The organism is Knoellia remsis, from assembly GCF_003002895.1.
GTDB lineage: Bacteria > Actinomycetota > Actinomycetes > Actinomycetales > Dermatophilaceae > Knoellia > Knoellia remsis.
In genome coordinates this window covers 55891-77525 of sequence record NZ_PVTI01000022.1, presented here as the reverse complement: position 1 = coordinate 77525, position 21635 = coordinate 55891, and the positions used below count along the sequence as shown (strand labels likewise).

The 21635-nt window shown below is 70.0% G+C and carries 17 protein-coding genes; 6 read left to right on the top strand and 11 right to left on the bottom strand.

Features of this window, described 5'->3' with window-relative positions:
- Nucleotides 1-356: 356 nt before the first annotated feature.
- Complete coding sequence (locus BCF74_RS12910; protein ID WP_106298364.1) at nucleotides 357-1166, bottom strand: carbon-nitrogen family hydrolase; 810 nt, start codon at nucleotides 1164-1166, stop codon at nucleotides 357-359.
- Nucleotides 1166-3166 (bottom strand): bifunctional copper resistance protein CopD/cytochrome c oxidase assembly protein, encoded by a 2001-nt coding sequence (locus tag BCF74_RS12905; RefSeq protein WP_245889345.1) that lies wholly within the window; start codon nucleotides 3164-3166, stop codon nucleotides 1166-1168. Before BCF74_RS12905 ends, BCF74_RS12910 begins: the two co-directional genes overlap by 1 nt.
- A 38-nt stretch (nucleotides 3167-3204) precedes the next feature.
- Here BCF74_RS12905 and BCF74_RS12900 point away from each other — a divergent pair, with 38 nt between their 5' ends.
- The 4 genes from BCF74_RS12900 (at nucleotide 3205) to BCF74_RS12885 (ending at nucleotide 7370) form a co-directional block, all read left to right on the top strand.
- Entirely contained in the window at nucleotides 3205-4059 is an 855-nt protein-coding gene (locus tag BCF74_RS12900) for a maleylpyruvate isomerase family mycothiol-dependent enzyme (protein ID WP_106298362.1), read from the top strand.
- Nucleotides 4060-4221: 162 nt separating this feature from the next.
- Nucleotides 4222-4710, top strand: a complete 489-nt coding sequence (locus BCF74_RS12895; protein WP_106298361.1) for a MarR family winged helix-turn-helix transcriptional regulator — start codon at nucleotides 4222-4224, stop codon at nucleotides 4708-4710.
- The gene (locus tag BCF74_RS12890; protein ID WP_106298360.1) at nucleotides 4707-6392 is read left to right on the top strand and encodes an MDR family MFS transporter; all 1686 of its coding nucleotides are present in this window, start codon (nucleotides 4707-4709) and stop codon (nucleotides 6390-6392) included. The genes BCF74_RS12895 and BCF74_RS12890 overlap by 4 nt, the downstream gene beginning before the upstream one ends.
- 186 nt (nucleotides 6393-6578) lie before the next feature.
- A complete protein-coding gene (locus BCF74_RS12885) occupies nucleotides 6579-7370 on the top strand; it encodes a uracil-DNA glycosylase (protein ID WP_106298359.1) in 792 nt (263 codons plus the stop codon).
- Here BCF74_RS12885 and BCF74_RS12880 read toward each other — a convergent pair.
- From BCF74_RS12880 to pdhA, 6 genes are all read right to left on the bottom strand, one after another.
- Entirely contained in the window at nucleotides 7367-8575 is a 1209-nt protein-coding gene (locus tag BCF74_RS12880) for an MFS transporter (protein ID WP_106298358.1), read from the bottom strand. The genes BCF74_RS12885 and BCF74_RS12880 overlap by 4 nt on opposite strands.
- A 78-nt stretch (nucleotides 8576-8653) precedes the next feature.
- Nucleotides 8654-9037: a hypothetical protein gene (locus tag BCF74_RS12875; protein WP_146132965.1), complete on the bottom strand. Its 384-nt coding sequence runs from the start codon at nucleotides 9035-9037 to the stop codon at nucleotides 8654-8656.
- A gap of 130 nt (nucleotides 9038-9167) precedes the next feature.
- Complete coding sequence (locus tag BCF74_RS12870) at nucleotides 9168-9926, bottom strand: helix-turn-helix transcriptional regulator (RefSeq protein ID WP_106298356.1); 759 nt, start codon at nucleotides 9924-9926, stop codon at nucleotides 9168-9170.
- A 99-nt stretch (nucleotides 9927-10025) separates the two neighbouring features.
- On the bottom strand, nucleotides 10026-11576 hold the full coding sequence (locus BCF74_RS12865; protein ID WP_106298355.1) for a dihydrolipoamide acetyltransferase family protein: 1551 nt from the start codon (nucleotides 11574-11576) through the stop codon (nucleotides 10026-10028).
- Nucleotides 11577-11614: 38 nt separating this feature from the next.
- A complete protein-coding gene (locus BCF74_RS12860; protein ID WP_106298354.1) occupies nucleotides 11615-12601 on the bottom strand; it encodes an alpha-ketoacid dehydrogenase subunit beta in 987 nt (328 codons plus the stop codon).
- A gap of 2 nt (nucleotides 12602-12603) precedes the next feature.
- Nucleotides 12604-13719: a pyruvate dehydrogenase (acetyl-transferring) E1 component subunit alpha gene (gene pdhA / locus BCF74_RS12855; protein WP_106298376.1), complete on the bottom strand. Its 1116-nt coding sequence runs from the start codon at nucleotides 13717-13719 to the stop codon at nucleotides 12604-12606.
- Nucleotides 13720-14085: 366 nt separating this feature from the next.
- Between pdhA and BCF74_RS12845 the strand changes: the two genes are divergently transcribed.
- A complete protein-coding gene (locus BCF74_RS12845; protein WP_146132964.1) occupies nucleotides 14086-14766 on the top strand; it encodes a hypothetical protein in 681 nt (226 codons plus the stop codon).
- 197 nt (nucleotides 14767-14963) lie between these two features.
- On the opposite strand, the gene BCF74_RS12840 is transcribed toward BCF74_RS12845, so the two are convergent.
- Entirely contained in the window at nucleotides 14964-18260 is a 3297-nt protein-coding gene (locus BCF74_RS12840; RefSeq protein WP_106298375.1) for a S8 family serine peptidase, read from the bottom strand.
- A gap of 225 nt (nucleotides 18261-18485) precedes the next feature.
- Nucleotides 18486-19373 (bottom strand): LysR family transcriptional regulator, encoded by an 888-nt coding sequence (locus BCF74_RS12835; RefSeq protein ID WP_106298351.1) that lies wholly within the window; start codon nucleotides 19371-19373, stop codon nucleotides 18486-18488.
- A gap of 72 nt (nucleotides 19374-19445) precedes the next feature.
- Between BCF74_RS12835 and BCF74_RS12830 the strand changes: the two genes are divergently transcribed.
- The gene (locus tag BCF74_RS12830; RefSeq protein WP_106298350.1) at nucleotides 19446-20429 is read left to right on the top strand and encodes an EamA family transporter; all 984 of its coding nucleotides are present in this window, start codon (nucleotides 19446-19448) and stop codon (nucleotides 20427-20429) included.
- On the opposite strand, the gene hisC is transcribed toward BCF74_RS12830, so the two are convergent.
- Nucleotides 20339-21508, bottom strand: coding sequence for a histidinol-phosphate transaminase (gene hisC, locus BCF74_RS12825; protein WP_106298349.1), 1170 nt, complete (start codon nucleotides 21506-21508; stop codon nucleotides 20339-20341). The two genes, BCF74_RS12830 and hisC, sit on opposite strands and share 91 nt — an antisense overlap.
- Between the last annotated feature and the right edge of the window lie 127 nt (nucleotides 21509-21635).

The window sequence follows — 21635 nt, the reverse complement described above, 5'->3', positions numbered from 1 at the left end:
CAAGCGGGCCGCGCTGGCCTGTCACGCGAGCCAGACGAGCGATGTCGGGATGATGCTGCAGCTGCCGGCCGAGATGTTCGCGCAGTGGTTCGGGACGGAGTACTACATCGAGCCGGGGCGCGCGCCGGGCATCGTCGACGGCTGGCCCTTCACCGACCTCGACTGACCGAGCCGCTCCGTCCCGATCTCACCCCATCGGACGCTTCGGGACCGGCGTCCCGTCCCGATCTCACCCAATTGGACGCTTCGGGACCGGCGGCCCGTCCCGATCTCACCCAATTGGACGCTTCGGGACCGGCGTCCCGTCCCGATCTCACCCAATTGGACGCTTCGGGACAGGCGGTCTGCGCGTCCCCTCAGAGGCGCCGGTCGGGGATGACCGGGAACGACTCGCGCGTCGACGCGACGAGCCGGGTGTCGATGTCGACGACGAGCACCTCCTCGTCGGCACCCGCCTCGGCAAGCACCTCACCGGTCGGCGCGACGACCTGGCTGTGCCCGCCCATCTCGGTGCCGGCGTGCGTGCCCGCGGTGTTGCACTGCGCGACGAAGACCTGGTCCTCGACCGCCCGCGCTTGCCCGAGCAGCGTCCAGTGCGCGACCCGCGCCATCGGCCACGCGGCGGGCACGACGAGCAGCTCGGCACCGTCGTCGAGCAGCCGTCGGTAGAGCTCGGGGAATCGCAGGTCGTAACAGGTGGACAGGCCGACGGTGACGGATTCGCCTGTGCCAGAGGGGATCTGCGTCGTGACGACCTCGTCACCCGCCTCGAGCAGCTTCGGCTCCCCGGAGCCGAAGCCGAAGCGGTGGATCTTGCGGTATGCCGTCCGCTCGCCGTCCGCGGTCACGACGAGTGACGTGTTGGCGAGGGTGCGCCCGTCGGCCCCGGGTGAGGCCAGCCGCTCGATGAACGACCCGGCATGCAGCGTCACGCCCACCTCGGCCGCGAGCCGGGTCATCGCCGACGCCCACGGACCGTCGAGAGGCTCGGCGAGCGACTCCCACTTCCGGTAGTCGAACCCCGTCGGGCCCCACAGCTCGGGCAGGACGACGAGGTCCGGCCGCTCCCGGTCCACGACCTCGCGCACGAGATCCGAGACGCGCTCGATGCGCGCCGGCATCGTCTCGTCGTCGCCGTAGCCGAGCTGGATGAGCGCGAGTCGCATCACTCCACCTTCTTGGCCTCGTCGCCGAGCCGGGACAGCCGGGCGTTGTAGGCCTTGAGCGCGGCGTCGTCGTCACGGTCGGCCTGGCGGTCGAGGCGCTTGGTCTCCTGCCTGTCCCGGGCGAACCACTGCCGCGCCACGAGCAGCGCGAGGATGAGCGTCGGCGCCTCGCCGAAGCCCCAAGCGATCTGCCCGGCCTTCTCCTGGTCGTCGAGGAGCTGCGGACCCCACGGCAGGTTGATCTGCTCGAAGAACCCGGGCGCGAGGACGTACTCCGCGCTGGTGAGGGCGACGCCGAAGAACGCGTGGAACGAGATCGTCGCGAAGAGGATGAAGAGCAGCATCGCCGGCGACCACTTCGGCGGACCGGGGTCGATCCCGATGAGCACCCAGGTGAAGAGATAGCCGGTGAGGAAGAAGTGGGCCAGCATCACGAGGTGGCCCGAGTGCGTCGTCAGGGCGATCTCGAAGAGCGGCGACCAGTAGAACGCCGCGAGCGAGCCGAAGAAGAGCACGGCCGCGACGACCGGGTTGGCGAAGAACCGCATGGCCCGTGAGTGCACGACCTGGAGGATGACCTCACGCGGCCCCCAGGTCTTGTCCGGCCGCGACGGCAGCGCCCGCAGGGCGAGGGTGAGGGGCGCGGCCGGCACGAGCAGCAGCGGGACGACCATGGCGATGATCATGTGCATCACCATGTGCATCGAGAAGAGCAGCCGTCCCCAGATGTCGGGGGCACCGCTCGTCGCCCAGATGAAGACGAGCCACCCGAGCACCCACAGCACCGTCCGGTGCACGGGCCACGCGTCGCCGCGCTGACGCAGGCGACGCACGCCCACGGCATACAGGCTCACCGAGAGGACGGCGATGGCGATCATGAGCCAGTTCGGTCGCCACGCGAGCCACCAGTCCGAGGTCTGCATCGGACCCGGGTCGGGGAAGCCGGTGATCGCGAGCGCCGAGCTCGGGTTCTCGACCGTGTCGGGGACCGGCGGCGGCGTGCGGCCGAGGACGGCACCCAAACCGGTGGCCGCACCCATGAGGACGAGCTCGATGAGGACGAGGCGGGCAAAACCGCTGCCGTCGCGGCCGATGCGCTCGATGATGTGGCGGCGTTGCTGCCAGCCGATGAAGCCGAGCAGGATGAGGATCGCGGTCTTGACGACGAGCATGAGGCCGTAGGCGGAGTTGATGCCGCTGAACGAACCCAGCCGGATGATCGCCTGCTGCAGACCCGTGAGCGCGATCGCGGCATACGACCAGCCGGCGAGGACGGAGTAGCGGGCGACGGTGGCCTTGAGGTCGTCGCCGAGGATGGGGCGAAGCAGCGCGATGGCGACGAGCCCACCGACCCAGACCGCGACGCCGACCAGGTGGACGCCGAGGGAGTTCACCGCATCCTCGTGGCTGGCGCTGCCGGCGGCGTGGCCGGTGAGCGCGACGATGACGATCGCGAGGAGCGCGATCGCCGAGAGCCAGGCGTATGCCGTCCGCGTCCTCGCGAGGAGCGCACCGAGCGTCACGACCAGTGCGAGGGCCGTCGAGATCATCAGCGTGCGCGTGATCTCGAGCTCCCACGCGAAGGTGAGGAACTGCCGGCCGAGCTCGGGGTCCCCGAGGGTGAGGCCGGCGAGCGAGGCGAAGGTGAAGAGGACACCGATGGCCGCGGCGACGGTCCAGATGATCCCGGTGACGGCGGCGAGTCGGGAGGCGCGGACCCGACGTTCGGTCGTGCGGCGCTCCGGCACGAGGAACGCCGCGACGAGCAGGAGGCCGAACGTCGTCGCGGAGGAGAGGTCGCTGACGACGCGCGCGAGCGGCAGGCTCCAGCGCACCACGGGCCCGGGATCTTCGAGGACGAGAGGCGCGAGCACCCCGGCGAGGCTGGCGGCGACGAGGGCGACGGCGAGCCCGCTGACACTGATGACGGCCAAGGGGCCGAGAGACGTGTGGGGTGGTGCCCCCGAGGTCGTGCGTGGGGTCGCCGTGGCTGTGCTCATGCCCAACAGCCTATGGATCTTCTCTGTACGTTGGATCCATGCCCTTGCATCCCAGCCCTCCCGAGGATATGGCCGCCCTGACCGACGCCTACGCGCACACGGCGCGAGCGATCCTCGACCTCGCCGGCTCGCTGCGTCCCGGCGAGGAGGACCTGCCGACGGCCTGCCCGGGGTGGACGGTGCACGACCAGCTCGCGCACATCGTCAGCCTCGAGGCGTGGGTGCAGGGCGAGACGCCGCCGGACCTCGACGTCAGCGACCGGCCGCACGTGCGCGGCGAGCTCGGTGCCCTCGTCGAGCGGTTCCTCGAGTCGCGGCGCGGGCGGTCGCGTGACGAGCTGGTCGAGGAGCTCGACCAGCTCGTGGCCGCGCGGCTGGACCACCTTGGTGCCGAATCGACCTCGCCCGACGACGACGCGACCGGGCCGTTCGGGCCGACGACGCTGCACGGCCTCACCCAGAACCGGCTCTTCGACCTGTGGATCCACGAGCAGGACATCCGCGAGGCGATCGGTCGGCCCGGCAACCTCGACAGCGCCGGTGCTGCGCACGTCCTGTCGCAGGTGTTCCGGGCGCTGCCGAAGGCGGTGGCGCGGACGGCTGGTGCGCCGGCGGGCGATGCCGTGATTCTCGACGTCACCGGTCCGGTCATGGGCCGAGCCGGGGTGCGGGTGGAGGAGCGCGACGGTGCGGCGCACGGCATACCGCTGTTCACGGGCGAGGGACACGACGGCGCCGCGGACGGCGGCACGGTCACGACGATCACCCTGTCGACGCAGGCCCTGACGCGACGTGCGGCCGGACGGGTCACGACTGAAGACACGCACTACACGGTGACTGGTGACGAGGACGTCGCCCGCCGCGTCCTCGACGCCCTCACCATCGCCCCCTGACGTCGCCACCCGCCCACCTCTCGTCCCGAACTCACCCAATTGGACGGATAGGGACGCGGCACCCCGTATGCCGTCCGCCCACCCCCGTGCACAACTCACCTATCCCTCCCCTCCGCCACATGAACTTGCATCGCGCAACCATCTCGGCGCACACTTGCTTGTATGCCGCAAGCAACTGATTCCGGGCGAACGTCGCGTCTCGCGTTCGGGGACTCCCTCGTGCGCGCCATGAAGCTCATGGGCGCCGTGAAGCAGCGGGCGCCGCGCGTCGACCCGAAGGTCGACCCGATCGGCTACCCGCTGATGTTCAACCTGCGTGACGAGCCCCGCCGGGTCTCCGAGATCGCCGAGCGCGTCTACCTCGACGTCTCGACGGTGAGCCGGCACGTGTCGAACCTCGTCGCCCTCGGTCTCGTCACGAAGGTCCCCGACCCCGACGACAAGCGCGCCCAGGTCCTCACCCTCACAGAGGACGGCCAGCGGATGCTCGTGGACCTCCGCGAGCGGCGCAACGCCTGGCTCGACGAGGTCACCTCCACCTGGAGCGAGCGCGACCTCGCGACCTTCGACCGCCTCCTCCGTCGCTTCGCCGACGACGTCGAGGCCCACCCCCTCTTCTCCCCTGCCTCTCCCGCCAAGGACGCCTCATGACCTCAGCCGCCGCTGCACCCGCAGCCCCCGACGAACCCCTGACCCACCGCCAGATCCTCACGATCCTCTTCGGGCTGATGTCCGGCATGTTCCTCGCCGCACTCGACCAGACGATCGTCGCGACCGCCATCCGCACCATCGCCGACGACCTCAAGGGGCTCGAACACCAGGCGTGGGCGACAACGGCATACCTCATCACGTCGACGATCGTGACCCCGCTTTACGGCAAGCTCTCCGACATCTACGGCCGCAAGAAGTTCTTCGTCGCGGCGATCTCGATCTTTGTCGTCGGCTCGGTGCTGTGCACGTTCTCGACGTCGATGCTGCAGCTCGCGGCGTTCCGCGCCGTGCAGGGACTCGGGGCCGGTGGCCTCTTCTCGCTCGCGCTCGCGATCATCGGAGACATCGTGCCGCCGCGGGAGCGCGCGAAGTACCAGGGCTACTTCCTCGCCGTCTTCGGCACCTCGTCGGTGCTCGGCCCGGTCATCGGCGGGTTCTTCGCCGGCGCCGACTCGATCCTCGGCATCACCGGCTGGCGCTGGGTCTTCCTCGTCAACGTCCCGATCGGCATCGCCGCGCTGCTGCTCGTGTCGCGCACCCTGCACCTGCGGCACACCCGGCTCAACCACCGCATCGACTGGGGCGGCGCCGCGCTGCTGTCCGTCGCGCTCGTGCCGCTGCTGCTCGTCGCCGAGCAGGGCCGCGACTGGGGCTGGACCTCGACGAACGCGCTGCTCTGCTACGTCATCGGTGCCGTCGGCGCCCTCGGCTTCTTCTGGCAGGAGCACCGGATGGGCGACGAGGCGATCCTGCCGCTGCGGATCTTCACCAACCGCACCGTCGGTGTCGCGTCGGCCGCGTCGGTCCTCATCGGCATCGCGATGTTCGGTGGACTCGCGTCGCTGCCGCTCTACCTGCAGATCGTCAAGGGCGCGACCCCGACCGAGGCCGGCCTGCTGCTCCTGCCGATGACGCTCGGCATCATGTCCGGCTCGGTCATCTCGGGCCAGATCATCAGCCGCACGGGCCGCTACCGGATCTTCCCCGTCATCGGCGTCGTGCTGCTCACGGTCTCACTCTTCGTCTTCCACTACGTCCACTACGACACCCCGCTGTGGCAGACGATGATCGTCATGGTCTTCTTCGGCCTGGGCCTCGGCTTCAACTTCCAGCCGCTCACCCTCGCCGTGCAGAACGCCGTGCCGCCGCAGCAGATCGGCGTCGCGACGTCGACCGCGACGTTCACCCGTCAGATCGGCGGCACCATCGGCACGGCGGTGTTCCTGTCGATCCTGTTCTCCCTCGTGCCGGAGAAGATCGCCTCGGCGATGCGGACCGTCGCCCCGACGCCGGAGTTCCAGGAGGCGCTGCGGGACCCGGCCAACGCCGAGTTCGCCAAGCAGCTCGCGCAGTCCTCGCAGTCCGGCGGTGGCGGCTCCGCCGCCGCGAGCAGCGGTGTGCTGCAGGACAGCTCGTTCCTCACGACCCTCGACGAGCGGCTCGCCCGGCCGTTCCTCATGGGCTTCTCCGAGGCGATGGACCACGTCTTCCTCGTGGGCGCGTTCGTCATGGTGGCGGCTGTCGTCATCATGTGGTTCCTGCCCGAGGTCGAGCTGCGCTCGGGGTCGGCCTACCAGGAGCGCAACGACGCCGACGCAGCCGCGAAGGCCGCCACGCACTGACGGACAGACACACCAAAGTGCGGTATGCCGTGAGCGCACGCTCACGGCATACCGCACCTTCGCGTGTGGTCACCCCGTGAAAAAGTCACCCAATTGAACGGGTCAGGCCACGTGCACATGGACCCCGTCGAGCATGCCGATCCGGCTTGTCACAAGACGGGCGTTCCAGGGTGACACGATGGCTGGATGGCGACACGAGATCACACCCCGGACGGCCCTCGAGACGCCATTTGGGAACGCGAGGGCGAGAGCCTCGCGTTGCTGGCAGACGAGGATCCCGACGAGGCCGCAGGACTTGCGGCATGGGCGGCGCAACGCCATCCATGGCCAGGGGTTCTGGACGACATCACTACCGGCCCCGCTTTCCGCAACCACCTCCGCTGGGTGGAACAACAGCGACGACTGGGAACGATCTACCCCGCTGAGGCCGACGTCTTTGCCGCTCTCCATCTCACACCGTTTCAGCGCGTCTCGGTCGTCATTCTTGGGCAGGACCCGTACCACCGCCCCGGCTTGGCAAACGGGCTTGCCTTCTCGGTTCCTCGTAACCTTCCGTCCAACAAGTTTCCGGCGTCGCTGCGCAACATCCGTGTGGCACTGACCAACGACGGGTTCACTCCGGCGAACCATGGGGACCTGATGCCTTGGGCGCGCCAAGGGGTGCTCCTTCTCAACACCGCACTCACCGTCAGTGAGGGTGCCCCGAACTCGCACAAGAAGGAATGGCGCGCCTTTACCAACACCGTCATCAGCAGGCTGAGTGCGCGCGATGAACCGGTTGTCTTCGTGCTGTGGGGCAATGAGGCAATAAAGACGTGCGATCGCATCGACAAGCAGCGCCACCGTGTCGTCACCGCACCGCACCCCAGTGCTCGCGGCTCCTACCAGCGGGCCTTCCGGACTTCAGGGACCTTCGCCAAGATCAACCAGCGCCTCACCGAGCTGGGGAGAACGCCGATCGATTGGGAGGCTTGCTAAGCCGCAGCCTCCGATGGCGCGCGAGTCGCTCGGCCGATGGTGCGACCCCACGCAGCGGCGATCAGTGTCGCCAGCAGCGCAGCCGCCACCGGCAGGGCGAAGGTCTCGTGCGCTCCCCACGCGTCGACGAGCATCCCGGCCAGCGCCGTACCCGAGGCCAGCCCGACGAGCAACCCAGTGATCGCGACCGCCATCCCCTCGGTGATGAACGCGCGCGGCACGAGGTGCTGCACCAGCGTCATCCCGGTGATGAGGGTCGGGGCGGTGGCCGATCCCGCGATGAGCATCATCGCAGCGAGACCCCACAGCGAGTCGATGAAGAGCACGGGCAGCTCCAGCACGAACATCGCCGCCGCGCACACGACGAACCGCCGCGCGATCGACCCCGTGAAGGTCCGCGACCCGAAGACGATGGCCGAGATCGCCGACCCGAGCGCGAACGCGCCGAGGATGACCGAGCTCATACCCGTCCGTCCCGCCTCCTCGGCCACGGCGACCGCGACGACCTCGTTGCCGCCGAAGACGGCACCGACCATGAAGAGCGCAGCCGCCACGGCCGGCATACCGGCACGCCCGATCGCGAGCCCGTGTGGTCGCTCGTTGTGCGGGACGACCGGCGGCTCGGACCGCCGTTCCAGCAAGAACAACACCGCGCCGAGGGTGAAGACGACATAGGCGAGCAGCAGGCCGGCCTCGGGGAAGAGCGTCGTCGCGGCGAGCACCCCGAGCACCGGACCCAGGACGAAGGCGCCCTCCTCGACGACCTGCTCGAGCGAGAGCGCGGCATGCAGGGCCTTCGGGTCGTCACGCAGCAACCAGGTCCATCGAGCCCGCGACATCGGCCCCATCTCGGGAAGGAACGCCGACACGGCATACCCGACGAAGAGGGTCCACGCGGGCGCGCCGAACCACGACAGCGCGACCGTGACGATCCCCGCGACGAACGCCGAGACGATGAACGGCAGTGACGCTCGCAGCTGCCCACGCTTGTCGACGAGCCGGCCGATGACCGGGCCCGCGACCGCGAGGACGACGATGCCGCCCGCCGAGACCGCACCCGCGAGCCCGTAGGAGTCCCGGCGGGTCGAGATCATGACGATGATCGCGACCCCGAACATCGCCCCGCCGACGCGTGACAGCGCGCTCGCCGCGACGAACCGCCACGCTCCCGGCACGGCGAAGAGCGGGCGGTAGGTCTCGAACACCGCACAACTCTCGCACGGGTCAGCACGCTTGCACGCAAACGCGCGGCACACCGAAGAGGTCGGTGTGCCGCGGTGGCGTCAGCCGTTCAGCGTGGCCACCCCGCAGCTGTACGGGCGACCACTCGGGCCGTTCTGCAGACACGAGTAGAGACGCACCGGAGCCGCCTCACGCAGGACGTTGAAGTCACCTGACCTGCAGGTGTTCACGCCACCACCGTTGTAGACGCGGGGGAAGGCGTTCCAGGTTCCGTCCGCCTGACGGACCGAGATCCAGCCCACCGTTCCTTCGCCATCACGGGCGCGGTCACACGTCGTGACCACGTCATTCTGGTCGTTGAAGATCGAGACCGCAGCCGCCCCGACCGAGTACACCTGGCCGCTGTCGGCTGCCGCCGGCCCCGCGAACCCGACCGCGCCTCCCGCAGCGACAGCACCGGCGAGAATCACATTCCGAATCTTCATCCTTTGCCTTCCTTCCTGGGTGTCCGACGCACTCTGCGTCATTCAGGAATGCTGCAAGCGTCCTGCGCGTGGCGCAGCACCGTTGCATAAAGCTGCAGCGACACCGCCAGGCAGGTGGCAGCCGCGGCTGTCAGTCGTCCATCAGGGCTTGGCACTTGACGCCTGCGGCGAAGCGCGAGCGCACCCCGAGGGCCCGCATCAGGGTCGCGATGTCCGAGCGCACCGTGCGCACGCTCACCCCGAGGCAGTCGGCGATGGCGTCGTCACACAGGTCTTGTGCGAGCAGGGACACGATGCGTTGCTGGCGACGACTCGCCACGACGGGTGCCGTCTCGTCGTCGGCTGCCGCATGGGACAGGGCAACCACCGCCCGCCAGTAGCGCACCGCAGCGGCAAGGACCTCGGGGCGCCGGACGACCATGACGCTGGCCGCGCCGTCCAGGGTCGGCCCCTGGAGCATCACCTGCCGCTTGTCGATGATCTTCATCTCGAGGTGGCCGATCGAGAACCGGTAGCTCCCGTCGTCCTCACCGGAGATGAGGCGCCGAGCTGCCGGTTCCAGCCCGCCCTCGTCCCAGATGCTCACCATGTCGAGGCCGTCGCTCAGGCACGACCGGTTGTTGGGCATCGAGCGTTGGACGCGCTCCACCCCGCCGTCCATCTGGATCGAGCGAAGATGGCGCCACGCTCGAGAGCGTGCCATCACTGCGTCGCTGATCTCCCCACCCGTGGCGACGACGTCCACTCCCTCGACGTCACCCTTCGTGGCCAGCCGCTCGGCACAGCGACTGCGCGCGACCTGCAGTGGCACGAGTGCATCGAGCACGCACTGGCGGCGCTCGATGTCCTGCGTCCTCTGCGTGAGCGACCTTGACCTGACATCGTCCATCGACCCATCCCCCTTCGTCCCGAGTGCCACATTGGCAGCGCTCAGCGACGCGCGCAACCGCAGTGTCCGGCCCGTGGAAGGGGGAGGAAACGTGGAGCGTCAGCCCCAGACGAGGGCGCGGGTCGGGTCCTCCAGGATCGCGGCGACGTCGGCGAGGTACTTCGAGCCGAGCTCGCCGTCGACGAGCCGGTGGTCGAAGCTCAGCGCGAGAGTCGTCACCGACCGCGGCACGATCTGCTCCTCCCCGGACGCATCGGTCACGACCCACGGACGCCGGTTGACCGCCCCGAACGCCATGATCGCGGCCTCGCCCGGGTTGAGGATCGGGGTGCCGGCGTCGACGCCGAAGACACCGACGTTGGTGATGGTGATCGTCCCGCCGGACATCTCCGCCGGTTGGGTGCGACCCTCGCGGGCGGTGGCGGTGAGCTCACCGATGGCGGCCGCGAGCTCGCGCAGGGTGAGCCGGTCGGCGTCCTTGACGTTCGGCACGACGAGCCCGCGCGGGGTGGCCGCGGCGATGCCGAGGTTGACGTAGTTCTTGAGGACGATCTCCTGCGCCTGCTCGTCCCACGCCGCGTTGATCTCGGGGTTGCGGCGGGCAGCGAGGATCATCGCCTTGGCGAGGATGAGCAGCGGCGTGACCTTGACGTCGGCGAACTCGCGGTCCTTCTTCAGTCGCGCGACGAGGTCCATCGTCGCGGTGACGTCGACGGTCACCCACTCGGTGACGTGCGGCGCCGTGAACGCGCTCCCGACCATCGCCTGCGCCGTCATCTTGCGCACGCCCTTGATCGGGACGCGCACCTCCCGCTCTGCGAGCCCGAGTCCGCCTGTGCCAGAGGCGTTTCCGTATGCCGTCCCGCCGGCCTGGCTGCCCGCGGCACCGGAGCCGGTTGCCGCCCCAGCGGAGGCGACCGCAGCGCCGGGTGCGCCGGCTGCGGAACCGGCGCTCGCGGCATACGACTCCACATCGGCCCGGGTGGTGATGCCGCCATCACCAGTTGCGGGCACGGACGCGAGGTCGACACCGAGGTCCTTGGCGAGCTTGCGGACCGGGGGCTTGGCGAGCACTCTCCCGCCAGCTCCACCCGACTTCGTCCCGCCCGACCCGGGAAGGCTTGTCGGGTCGGGCTGGACGGTATCGGGTGACCCGATAATGCTGGGATCAGTGGGACTCGGGGCAACGGGGACCGACGGCGTCGGGGCAGCGCTCGCAGCGGTCTTGCGTGCTCGACGGGTGGAGCCGCCGGCCTTGGGGCCGTAGCCGACGAGCGTCTTGACCGGCTCCTCCTCGCCCTCGGCGGGGACGTCCGGCACCTCGGTCTCGACGGCGGCCTCGCCGGCCGCCTCGGTCTTCGACTCGGCCGCGCCGCCGGCACCGCCGCCATCGGTAGCACCGCCACCCTGGCCGTCGTCGATGCTGATGATCGGCGTGCCGACCTCGACCTCGTCACCGACGTTCACGAGGATCTCGGAGACGGTGCCGGCCCACGGGATGGGCAGCTCGACGAGCGACTTCGCGGTCTCGACCTCGACGACGATGTCGTTGACCTTGACGGTGTCGCCGACGGCGACCTTCCACTCGACGATCTCGGCCTCGAGCAGACCCTCACCGGGGTCGGGGAGCTTGAACTGCTTCACACCCATGGGGACGTCTCTCCTTGAAAGCCTGTGCGGTCAGCGGGTCAGTGGGCGAGGGCGCGGTCGACGCCGTCGAGCACCCGGTCGAGGTCGGGCAGGTAGTGCTCCTCGACCTTGCTGGCGGGGTAGGGCGTGTTCCACCCGGCCACCCGGATCACCGGCGACTCGAGCGAGTAGAAGCAGCGCTCCGTGACGAGCGCGGCGATCTCGGACCCGACCGACACGAACGACGGCGCCTCCTGCGCCACGACGAGGCGGCCGGTCTTCTCGACCGAGGATGTGATGGCGTCGATGTCGAGCGGGCTGACCGAGCGCAGGTCGATGACCTCGATCGAGGTGCCCTCGTCCTGCGCCACCGCAGCAGCGTCCAGACACGTCTTGACCATCGGCCCCCAGCAGGCCAGCGTGACGTCGGTGCCGGGGCGAACGACGTTGGCGGAGAAGAGGTCCCGTGGCGCCGACGTCGCCTCGAAGTCGACCTCGCCCTTCTCGTGGTAGCGCCGCTTGGGCTCGTAGAAGATCACCGGGTCGTCGCACTCGATCGCCTGCTGGATCATCCAGTAGGCGTCCTCGGGGTTGGAGCAGAAGACGACCTTGAGGCCGAGGGTGTGCGCGAAGTACGCCTCGTTGGACTCGCTGTGGTGCTCGACCGCGCCGATGCCGCCACCCATGGGGATGCGCACGACGACGGGCAGCTTGATCGCGCCGCGCGAGCGCGAGTGCAGCTTGGACAGCTGCGAGACGATCTGGTCGAACGCCGGGTAGACGAATCCGTCGAACTGGATCTCGATGACCGGCCGGTAGCCGCGCAGCGCGAGCCCGATGCCGGTGCCCATGATCCCGGACTCGGCGAGCGGGGTGTCGATGACGCGGTCCTCGCCGAAGTCCTTCTGCAGGTGTTCGGTGATGCGGAAGACGCCGCCGAGCTTGCCGATGTCCTCGCCCTGGAGGATGACCTTGGGGTCGCGCTCCATGGACTTGCGCAGGCCGGCGTTGATGGCCTTGGCGATCGTGGTCTTCGTGGTGGCCATGCTCACGCCCCCTTCGTCGTCGTCGCGGGTTCGGCAGCGTCCTCGAACGATGCCTGGTAGGCCGCGAACGCAGCCGCGTCGTCCTCGACCTGGCGGTGCGGCCCGTCGTAGACGTGGTCGAACATGTCCGACGTGGGCGGGTCGGTCATACCGACGGTCTCGCGCCGGACCTTCTCGCCGAGCTCGTCGGCCTCGCGGTCGACGGCCTCGAAGAACTCCGCGTCGGCGATGCCCTCGCTCATGAGCCAGCGCTGGTAGCGGGCGATCGGGTCGCGCAGCTTCCACACCTCGACCTCGGCCGAGATGCGGTACTTCGTCGGGTCGTCCGACGTCGTGTGCGCGGCCATGCGGTAGGTGTAGGCCTCGATGAGCGAGGGCCCCTCACCGGAACGGGCCCGGTCGAGCATCGACGACACCACGGCATACACACCGAGGACATCGTTGCCGTCGACGCGGATGCCGGGGAAGCCGAAGCCGTCCGCCCGCTTGTAGATCGGGGCGCGGGTCTGCCGCTCGTTGGGCTCGGAGATGGCCCACTGGTTGTTCTGACAGAAGAAGACGATCGGGCTGTTGTAGACGCCGGCGAAGACGAACGCCTCGTTGTTGTCGCCCTGCGCCGTCGCGCCGTCACCCATGCACGCGATGACGGCGGCGTCGCGGGACTCGTCGCCGGTGCCGACGGCGCCGTCGCGCTGGATGCCCATCGCGTAACCGGTGCCGAGGAGCGCCTGGTTGCCGATGACGATCGTGTAGGGGTGGAAGCCGAACTCGGCCGGGTCCCACGCGCCACGGTCGACGCCGCGGTACATCGCGATGAGCCGCATCGGGTCGAGCCCGCGCGTCCACGCGATGCCGTGCTCGCGGTAGCCGGGGAAGGCGTGGTCCTGCCGGCGCATCGCGCGACCGGCGCCGATCTGGGCGGCCTCCTGCCCGAGGAGCGAGGCCCACAGCCCGAGCTCGCCCTGACGCTGCAGGGCGGTCGCCTCCTGGTCGACGCGGCGGATGAGCACGAGGTCGCGGTAGAGCTCGCGCAGCTCGTCGTGGCTGAGCCGGTCGACGATCTCGTCGTACTCCGGGTGCGGGACGCGCTCGCCCTCCGGGGTGAGGAGCTGGACCATGTCGGGTCCGCCGTCGGCGGCGGAGCGGGGCTCGCTCACCGCGGCGGGGTCGACGGACACGTGGTGGTCCTTGCCGCGGGCGGGGCTGTCTGCTGCGACCTCGGTGTCGCTCACGGGCGTTCCTCTTCCCAGGAGGCGCCGTGGTGTCGACGCCCGGTCGGGCCGCCCGGTGCCTCACGCTGTGGGTGGGCGTGCGGTCGGACGGCGGTGTCTGGGAGCCCGTACCACGGTGTGGACGGACCCTTTGTGCCTGTTGAGCGACACCGTACCCTCACCCCCCGCGTACCTCCCAAACGCGCTTTTCAGCGGCCGTGCGGGCCCCTGCGGGAACCCCGCAGCGGCCCGCCGCGTCGTAGGTTCATGAGCATGCGCACGTTCCCGTCCGGTCCGGTGAGGTCGACGAGCCGGTATGCCGTCCCGCTGGCCTTCGCGGTCGGGCTCCTGTCCGCGTGCGGTAGCGGCGACCCCGCAACCCCGTCCAGCTCGTTGACGACGGAGGCGAGCACGGACAGTGTCGCGCCGACGGCGTCCGGGACACCGACCGCGGGCCCGTCGATGCCCGGCAGCGGGCGCGCCCGGCCCATGACGATGACCGGCCGGGTCGTCTCGCTCGAGGGTGGCTGCACCGTGTTCAAGGACGACCGCACCGCGACGCAGTACATCCTCGTCGGTGAGACGAAGGGCCTCAGCGCCGGGACGGCATACACCGTCGAAGGCGTCACGATCGACACCCCCGACGCGAACTGCCCGCAGGCGCTTCCGTTCCAAGTGAGGAAGGCGACGATGACCGAGTACCCCGAGGACCTCACCCCCGTGCCGTCGGGCGGCCCGGCCGCAGTGCCGGTGACCCTGCGCGGCACCGTCGCCGCCGGCGTCGAGGACGGCTGCCGTGTGCTCACCTCCGACCAGGGCGTCTTCGTCCTCGTCGGCAAGGTCAGCGTGCCGGACGGGCAGGTCGAGGTCACCGGCGTGCGCCGCGACGACGTGGCGACGACCTGCCAGCAGGGACCGGCGTTCGAGGTGACGTCGGCGCGCAAGACCCGCTGACCGCGTCCCGAGCTCACCCAAGTGGACGGTTGGGGACACCCCTTCGCGTCCCGAGCTCACCCAAGTGGACGGTTGGGGACACCCCTTCGCGTCCCGAGCTCACCCAAGTGGACGGTTCGGCGCACGCAGACGAGCGCCCCGTATGCCGCGCGGGCGGCATACGGGGCGCTCGTGACTGTCAGGAGCTGACGGTCAGGTCACGGGGTGACCGAACCGATCAGGACCTGGCCCGTGCCGAGCAGCGCGCCCTCGGTGGAGAGGACCCGCATCTCGCCGGACACCTGGCGCCCCGACTCGGGGACGCTCGCGACGGTGAGCGTGCCGTTCACCGTCGTCGACTCGCCCGTGCCGAGCTCGGTCGTCGTCGACGGCACCGTGAGGGTGCCGAGACCGGCCGAGTAGAAGACGTCGAGGTAGTCGTACTGCGTCGACCCGGTCGGGACCGAGTAGCCGTCGACCTCGACGGTGTAGGTGCCGGCCGCCGGGTTCGCGATGGACACGGCCTCCTCGCTGTCACCGTCCGCCTGCTGCGCCACGATCGCCCCGGCCGCGTTGCGGACGAAGAGGTCGAGGTCGGCGCCCTTGTCGGACGGGTTGCCGATCTTCGCGACGAACGAGCTGGCCCCAGCCGGGATCGTCACGGTGAACTTCTGCAGCTCACCGTTCGCGATCGTCTTGCGACCGGCCACAGCCGAGCCGAGCGGCCCGCCCTTCGGCGCGATCGTCACGGGGGCGAGCTGGTTGGTCACCTTCCACGACACGGGCACGGCCTGGCCGACCTTCGCCGAGGCGATGGTCTGGGTGGCCGGGTCGACGACGACACCCTGCGCACTCGCGGTGATCGAGTACGGGTTGTTGAGGGTCGGCGTCGTGCGGCGCGCCTCGACCTGGAGCTCCCAGACGCCCGGGATCGGGTTGCTGTAGGAGCGCGAGGTCGGCTTGCAGCCGCCACCGTTGTTGTAGTTGGTGAAGCACACAATCGACGAGGTCGACTCGACCGGGTTGCCGTACGGGTTGTAGGCGATCCAGCGGACCTGCGAACCGGACGCGATGCCGGAGAGGTTGACCTGGAGGGCCTTCGTGCCCGCCGGAACGGTGACGAAGAGACGCTTGAACAGGTTGCGCTCCACGCTGCCCGACTGCGTGACCGTGAAGGTCGGCGCCTTGAGGTCCTGGCTCACGACGACCACGAGCATGACCCGCTTGTCGACGATGTTCGTCGACGGGTCGTCGATCTCGAGGATCGCCGAGTGGACACCCGGCGTCGTGGCCTTGACCTTGAGCGGGATGTTGGTCGTGCCACCCAGCGGCGACGGGCGCTGGCTCGTCGGCAGCCGGAACGTGCCGTCGTTGCCGACGAGACGAACGTTGTGCCTGACATTGCCCTTCGCGCCCGACGTGCGCGTCACCTTGATGTCGTAGGCCTTCTGCTGCCCGACGACGACACCACCGTTCGCGGCATCACAGCGGTTGTAGAGGCCCGGACCCTGGTTCGGCGTCGCGAGCAGGCTCGACAGCGGCGTGCAGACCGGAGCCGTCACCGTGTAGTCCTGCGAGCGCGGCGACGTCTTGAGGATCGACCACGCACCGGGGACGTCGACGATGCCGGCGCCCTGACCGATCGCCTCGATGTTGGCCTTGTAGTCGGCCGAGCTGTAGATCGAGTCACGCAGCTGACGCGGCGTCACGGCGATGCCCTTCGCCTTGGCGGCGGAGAGGAGCAGGGCTCCCGCACCGGCGGTCTGCGGCGAGGCCATCGACGTGCCGTTGAACATCGCGTAGCCCGGCGGAAGCGGGTAGCCGGCCTCGGGGACCGGGCCGCCCGGCTGCCACGTCGGGATGGACGAGATGGCCGAGCCCGGCGCGGCAACGTTGGGCTTGAAGCCGCCGTCCTCACGCGGACCGCGCGAGGAGTAGTTGTGCAGGGCCACTGCCGAGGAGACGTCGGCGCCGTAGTTCGACTTCCACGTCTCCTTGGTGATCGACGACGCGACCGAGATGACGTCGGTCGCGACCGACGGGTCACCGATCGTGTTGATGCCGGGGCCGCTGTTGCCCGCCGAAATGACGAGCTGCACGCCGTACTCGGAGACGAGCCGGTCGTAGAGGCGGGCACGGGCGTTGTTGCCGTCGTTGAGGGCCGGGAGGCCACCGATCGACATGTTGACGATCTGGACGCCGCGGTTGGCGACGAGGTCGACCATGCCGTCGGTCAGCGCGACCGCGGTGCAGCCGCCGCCCCACGAGCAGGCGCGGCTCGAGACGATCTTGGCGCCGGGCGCCTGACCGTCCATCTGCCCACCGAAGAGACCGTTGGCCGCCGCGATGCCGGCGACGTGCGTGCCGTGCGCGGACTCGACGACGCCGATGTTGACGAAGTCGGCCTTCTGGCCGGGCATGCCCGCCGGGGTGAGGTCGACGTCCTCACGGAACTCGACCGTGAACGGCATCGACTCGTTGATCGCCGTGGCCGGGTTGTCGACCCCGAAGCGACCGATGTCGAACTTCTCCTTGTAGGGGCGCATCTTCTCGGAGTCGGAGAAGACGCGGTCCTGGTTCATGTCGACCCAGATGTCGTTGGTCTTCTCGTCGTAGAGGATGCCCCACGTGTCGGTGGTGTCACCGTCACGGTTGAAGTCGCCCTTGGCGTCGGAGTTGAGCGAGATGCTCTCCGCGACCCGGTTGATCCGGTAGGTGCCGGCAGGTGCGGTCCAGGACTGACCGGCATACGTGAAGGTCGGGCCGGTGACCTGCGTCAGCATGGCGCGCCACGAGCCGTCGCCCTCGAGGAGCGGGTCGGTGCCGGTGACCCAGTCGACGATCTTGCGCTCGCCGGTCGTGGTCTTCTGCAGGGCGGGGTGGTCGAGGTCGACACCGGAGTCGATGATGCCGATGGTGATACCGCGACCGTCCCACGTCGGGTTGGCCTTCTTGAACGCGACCGAACCGATGTCACGCGTCGGCATGTAGGGGTTGTCGTCCGGCGTGGACGGACCGGGCGCCGGGACGGCGGCCGCCTGCGCACCCGCCGGGGCCTCGGCCTCGGGCTTGGGCAGCGGGATGCTCTCGTTGAGGTCGACCGCGACGATCGACTTCTGCTTGGCGAGCGCGTCGACCTTGCCGGTCGGAACGCTGGCGCTGATGTAGCCGAGCCGGTCGTTGACGGTGGCGGCGACACCACCGGCGGCCTCGATGGCCTTGACCGTCTCTGCGGTGCGGCCCTTCTCGGTGGCAAGCATGACGACGACGCGCTTGGCGCCCTCGTCCTGGGCCTTCTCGAGCAGGTCGCGGTCATGGCGGCCGAGCTTGTCTCCGCTCTTGGCCTTCTTGACCTTGTCGGTCTGCGACTGCGCCTTGGGCGCCTTCGCGACGGTGATCTCACGGTCTCCGGGTGCGGCCCCTGATGGGGGTGCTGCTGCCGTCACGGCGAGTGCTGCCGCGGCGATCCCGGCCACCGTCGTGAAGCCGCGGCGCACGGTGCGTCGTCGAGTCACGTCGTTGTCCTCTCCTCCTGCGGTGCGCACCTCGTCGTGCGCACACGGCTGCCGCCTGATGGTCACGGGCGGTGCTGACAGTGTGACCCGGTCGGGCCAGGAAAACCACAGGTCAAGCGAACTACTGGCCCGATTTCCCAATTTTTTCTGCATCCGACCCCCACCCCGACTTCTTGGTGGTTCCCGGTACCCCACCCCGACTTCTTGCCGGTTCCCGGTACTGCGTCAGGTGCGCGCGACCCGTCGCAGCTCGGCGACGGCACGGCGGACGACGGCCCGCTCGGCCCGGTCCGGACGCGACATGGCCACGACCCATCGGCGGGCGTTGACACCCTTGAGCGGGCGGAGGACGACCCCGTCACGCGGCCGGGTCGTGGACCGCGGCAGGAACCCGACGCCGGCGCCCACCGCCACGAGCGCCTCGACGACCTGGTTGTCGCGGACGCGGTGGGCGATGCGAGCCGGCCGACCGGTGACCCGCTCGACCCCGTCGAGGATCGCGGCGAAGGGAAAGCCCTGCGGAACCGCGATCCATGTCTCGTCGACGACGTCCCTGGGCGTGAGCACATCCCGGTCGGCCAGGGGGTGGGCCGCCGGGAGTGCCACGTCGATGGGCTCACGGACGAGCGTCGTGCGGACGAGGCCCTCGGAGCCGGCGGGGTGGGCGCTGAGCAGGCTGTGCCCGACGACGATGTCGTGGTCGGCGGCGAGCCGGGCGTAGTCCTCCTCGGACACGTCGGTGTCGACGAGCTCGATCTCGATGCCGTCGGCCGCGAGTGGCGCGAGGGCGGGCGGCACGAGGAACTCGACGGCGCTCGTGAGGCCGACGATCCGCACCGTCCCGGTCGGGTTGCCGCGGAACTCGTCGAGGGCGCGCTCGACCCGGGCCAGCGAGGTCTCGACGTCGACGGCCGCCTCGGCGAGCAGCCGACCGGCGTCGGTGAGTCGTATGCCGCGGCCGTCCGGCTCGACCAACCGGACTCCGAGGTCGCGCTCGGCGGTCCGGAGCTGCTGCGAGACAGCCGAGCCCGTGCGATGAGTGGCATCGGCGACGGCCGTGACGGAGCCGCGTTCCGCGAGCTCGCGCAACAGCGTGAGGTGGCGGACATCCATGTAGCCAGCCTACGCAGTTCATACAGAATCTTTCAGTAGACCGAAGCGGTATGCCGCGCGCAGGCTTGTCGTGTGCCCGCCCGTCATCGTCTCCTCGCCGTCCTCGTCGCCGTGCTCTGGGGCGTGAACTTCATCGCCATCCACGCCTCGCTCGAGCAGTTCCCGCCGTTCTTCACCGTGGCCCTGAGGTGGACCCTGCTCGCCGTGCCGGCCCTCCTCTTCGTGCCGAGGCCGGACGTGCCATGGCGCTGGATCGTCCTCTACGGCGTGGGGTTCGGGACGCTGCAGTTCCTCTTCCTCTACTGGGGCATGGCCGCAGGTATGCCGGCCGGTCTCGCCTCGCTCGTCCTGCAGAGCTCCGCGCCGTTCACGGTCGTCCTCGGGGCGCTTCTCGGAGAGCGCATCTCGGGCCGGGCCGCCCTGGGCGTCGCGATCGCCGTCGCCGGGCTCGGCGTCGTCGGGGCGGCGCGCGGTGACGTCGCCGCGGTGTGGCCGTTCGTGCTCACCGTGCTCGGCGGGCTGGGCTGGGCCATCGGCAACCTCGCCGCGCGACGCGCGCGGGCACCCAAGCCGGTGCACTTCACGATGTGGATGAGTGTCGTCCCGCCCCTGCCGATGCTGGCGCTCAGCCTGGCCGTCGAGGGACCGGGACGGATCGCCGACTCGTTCACCGGCCTGGGCGACTCGACGGGGGTGGCGGCCGTCGCCGGCCTGCTCTACACGAGCTTCATCGCGACGGTCATCGGCGGCGGGATCTGGGCCTGGCTCATGGCCCGTCACGCCGCGGGGACGGTCGCGCCCTTCTCGATGCTCGTCCCCGTCACCGGCCTCACCGCGGCGTGGGTCGTCCTCGGCGAGCGGCCGACCGCCCTCGAGTGGGTCGGGTGCGCCGTCGTCGTCGCGGGAGTCCTGCTCACGTCCACCGGACGCCCGTCACGGACGGCGCGCGAACGGCATACGGACGATCAGTCCCGCGGGAAGGCCGCGGCCACCTCGAGCAGCCGGTCGTTGGCCTCGCGCTCGGCGATCGTCGCGCGGACGCCGTCGGTGCCGTAGGGGCGGACCGTGAGCCCGGCGGCTTGGCACGCCGCGGCGAACTCCGGCGCCCGCTCCCCCACGCCGAACCAGACGAAGTTCGCGTCCGTGTCGGGGATGTCCCAGCCCTGCTTCGTCAGCTCGGCGACGACGCGGGCGCGCTCGGCGACGAGCTCGTCGACACGCTGCTGGAGCTCGTCGAACGCCTCGAGCGAGGCGATCGCGGCGGCCTGGGCGAGGGAGTTCACGCCGAACGGGATGGCTGCCTTGCGCAGCGCCTCGGCGACCGGTTCGTGCGCGACGGCGTACCCGACGCGCAGTCCGGCGAGGCCGTAGGCCTTCGAAAAGGTCCGCAGCACAGCGACATTCGGCCGCGCGCGATGGATCGCGAGGGCGTCGGGCGCGTCCTCGCTCGTGACGAACTCGAGGTAGGCCTCGTCGAGGACGACGAGCACGTCGGTCGGCACCCGGTCGAGGAACGCCTCGAGCTCGTCGGTGCGCACGCTCGGGCCGGTCGGGTTGTTGGGAGTGCAGACGAGGACGACCTTGGTGCGCTCGGTGACGGCGTCGGCCATGGCGTCGAGGTCGTGGCGCGCCTCGCTCGTGAGCGGCACCTGCACCGGCGCGGCCCCGGCGAGCGAGACGAGGATCGGGTAGGCCTCGAAGCTGCGCCATGCGAAGACGACCTCGTCGCCGGGGTCGCAGAGCGCGGTGATGATCTGGCCGAGGACGCCGACGCTGCCGGGGCCGGTCGCGATGCGCGCCGCCGGGACGGCGAGCCGCTGGGCGAGGGCCTCGGTGAGCGCCGAGACGCCCATGTCGGGGTAACGGTTCATCTGCGCGGCGCCCTCGCGGACGACGTCGAGGACGCTGGGCAGCGGCGGGTAGGGGTTCTCGTTCGAGGAGATCTTGTATGCCGTGACGCCGGGTGTCGCTGCGGCCGGCTTGCCGGCGACGTATGCCGGGACGGCGTCGAGCGCGCCACGCAGCCGCACCGGCCGGGGCTCGCGCGCGGGGGCGCTGCCGGAGCCGGAGGTGGTGCTGTCGGTGGTGCCGGTGCTCGCAGTGTCGGCGGTGCTGGCGGCGGGGCGCTCGGTCATGCGCGTCACTGTATGGCCCGCTCGGTCACCGACGAGACCCGGTCACCTCCCCGACCGATTGCCGAATCCGTGCACCCACACCGCCACTGATTGCGCAGGATTCGCATCCGCAGCGGAGCCAGGATGC

Coding starts and splice junctions, on each gene's coding strand:
- BCF74_RS12910 (WP_106298364.1), bottom strand. CDS start 1,166: ATGCGACTCGCGCTCATCCAGCTCGGCTACGGCGACGACGAGACGATG.
- BCF74_RS12885 (WP_106298359.1), top strand. CDS start 6,579: ATGGCGACACGAGATCACACCCCGGACGGCCCTCGAGACGCCATTTGG.
- BCF74_RS12870 (WP_106298356.1), bottom strand. CDS start 9,926: ATGGACGATGTCAGGTCAAGGTCGCTCACGCAGAGGACGCAGGACATC.
- pdhA (WP_106298376.1), bottom strand. CDS start 13,719: ATGGTCCAGCTCCTCACCCCGGAGGGCGAGCGCGTCCCGCACCCGGAG.
- BCF74_RS12835 (WP_106298351.1), bottom strand. CDS start 19,373: ATGGATGTCCGCCACCTCACGCTGTTGCGCGAGCTCGCGGAACGCGGC.
- BCF74_RS12905 (WP_245889345.1), bottom strand. CDS start 3,166: ATGAGCACAGCCACGGCGACCCCACGCACGACCTCGGGGGCACCACCC.
- BCF74_RS12900 (WP_106298362.1), top strand. CDS start 3,205: ATGCCCTTGCATCCCAGCCCTCCCGAGGATATGGCCGCCCTGACCGAC.
- hisC (WP_106298349.1), bottom strand. CDS start 21,508: ATGACCGAGCGCCCCGCCGCCAGCACCGCCGACACTGCGAGCACCGGC.
- BCF74_RS12895 (WP_106298361.1), top strand. CDS start 4,222: ATGCCGCAAGCAACTGATTCCGGGCGAACGTCGCGTCTCGCGTTCGGG.
- BCF74_RS12890 (WP_106298360.1), top strand. CDS start 4,707: ATGACCTCAGCCGCCGCTGCACCCGCAGCCCCCGACGAACCCCTGACC.
- BCF74_RS12845 (WP_146132964.1), top strand. CDS start 14,086: ATGCGCACGTTCCCGTCCGGTCCGGTGAGGTCGACGAGCCGGTATGCC.
- BCF74_RS12860 (WP_106298354.1), bottom strand. CDS start 12,601: ATGGCCACCACGAAGACCACGATCGCCAAGGCCATCAACGCCGGCCTG.
- BCF74_RS12875 (WP_146132965.1), bottom strand. CDS start 9,037: ATGAAGATTCGGAATGTGATTCTCGCCGGTGCTGTCGCTGCGGGAGGC.
- BCF74_RS12865 (WP_106298355.1), bottom strand. CDS start 11,576: ATGGGTGTGAAGCAGTTCAAGCTCCCCGACCCCGGTGAGGGTCTGCTC.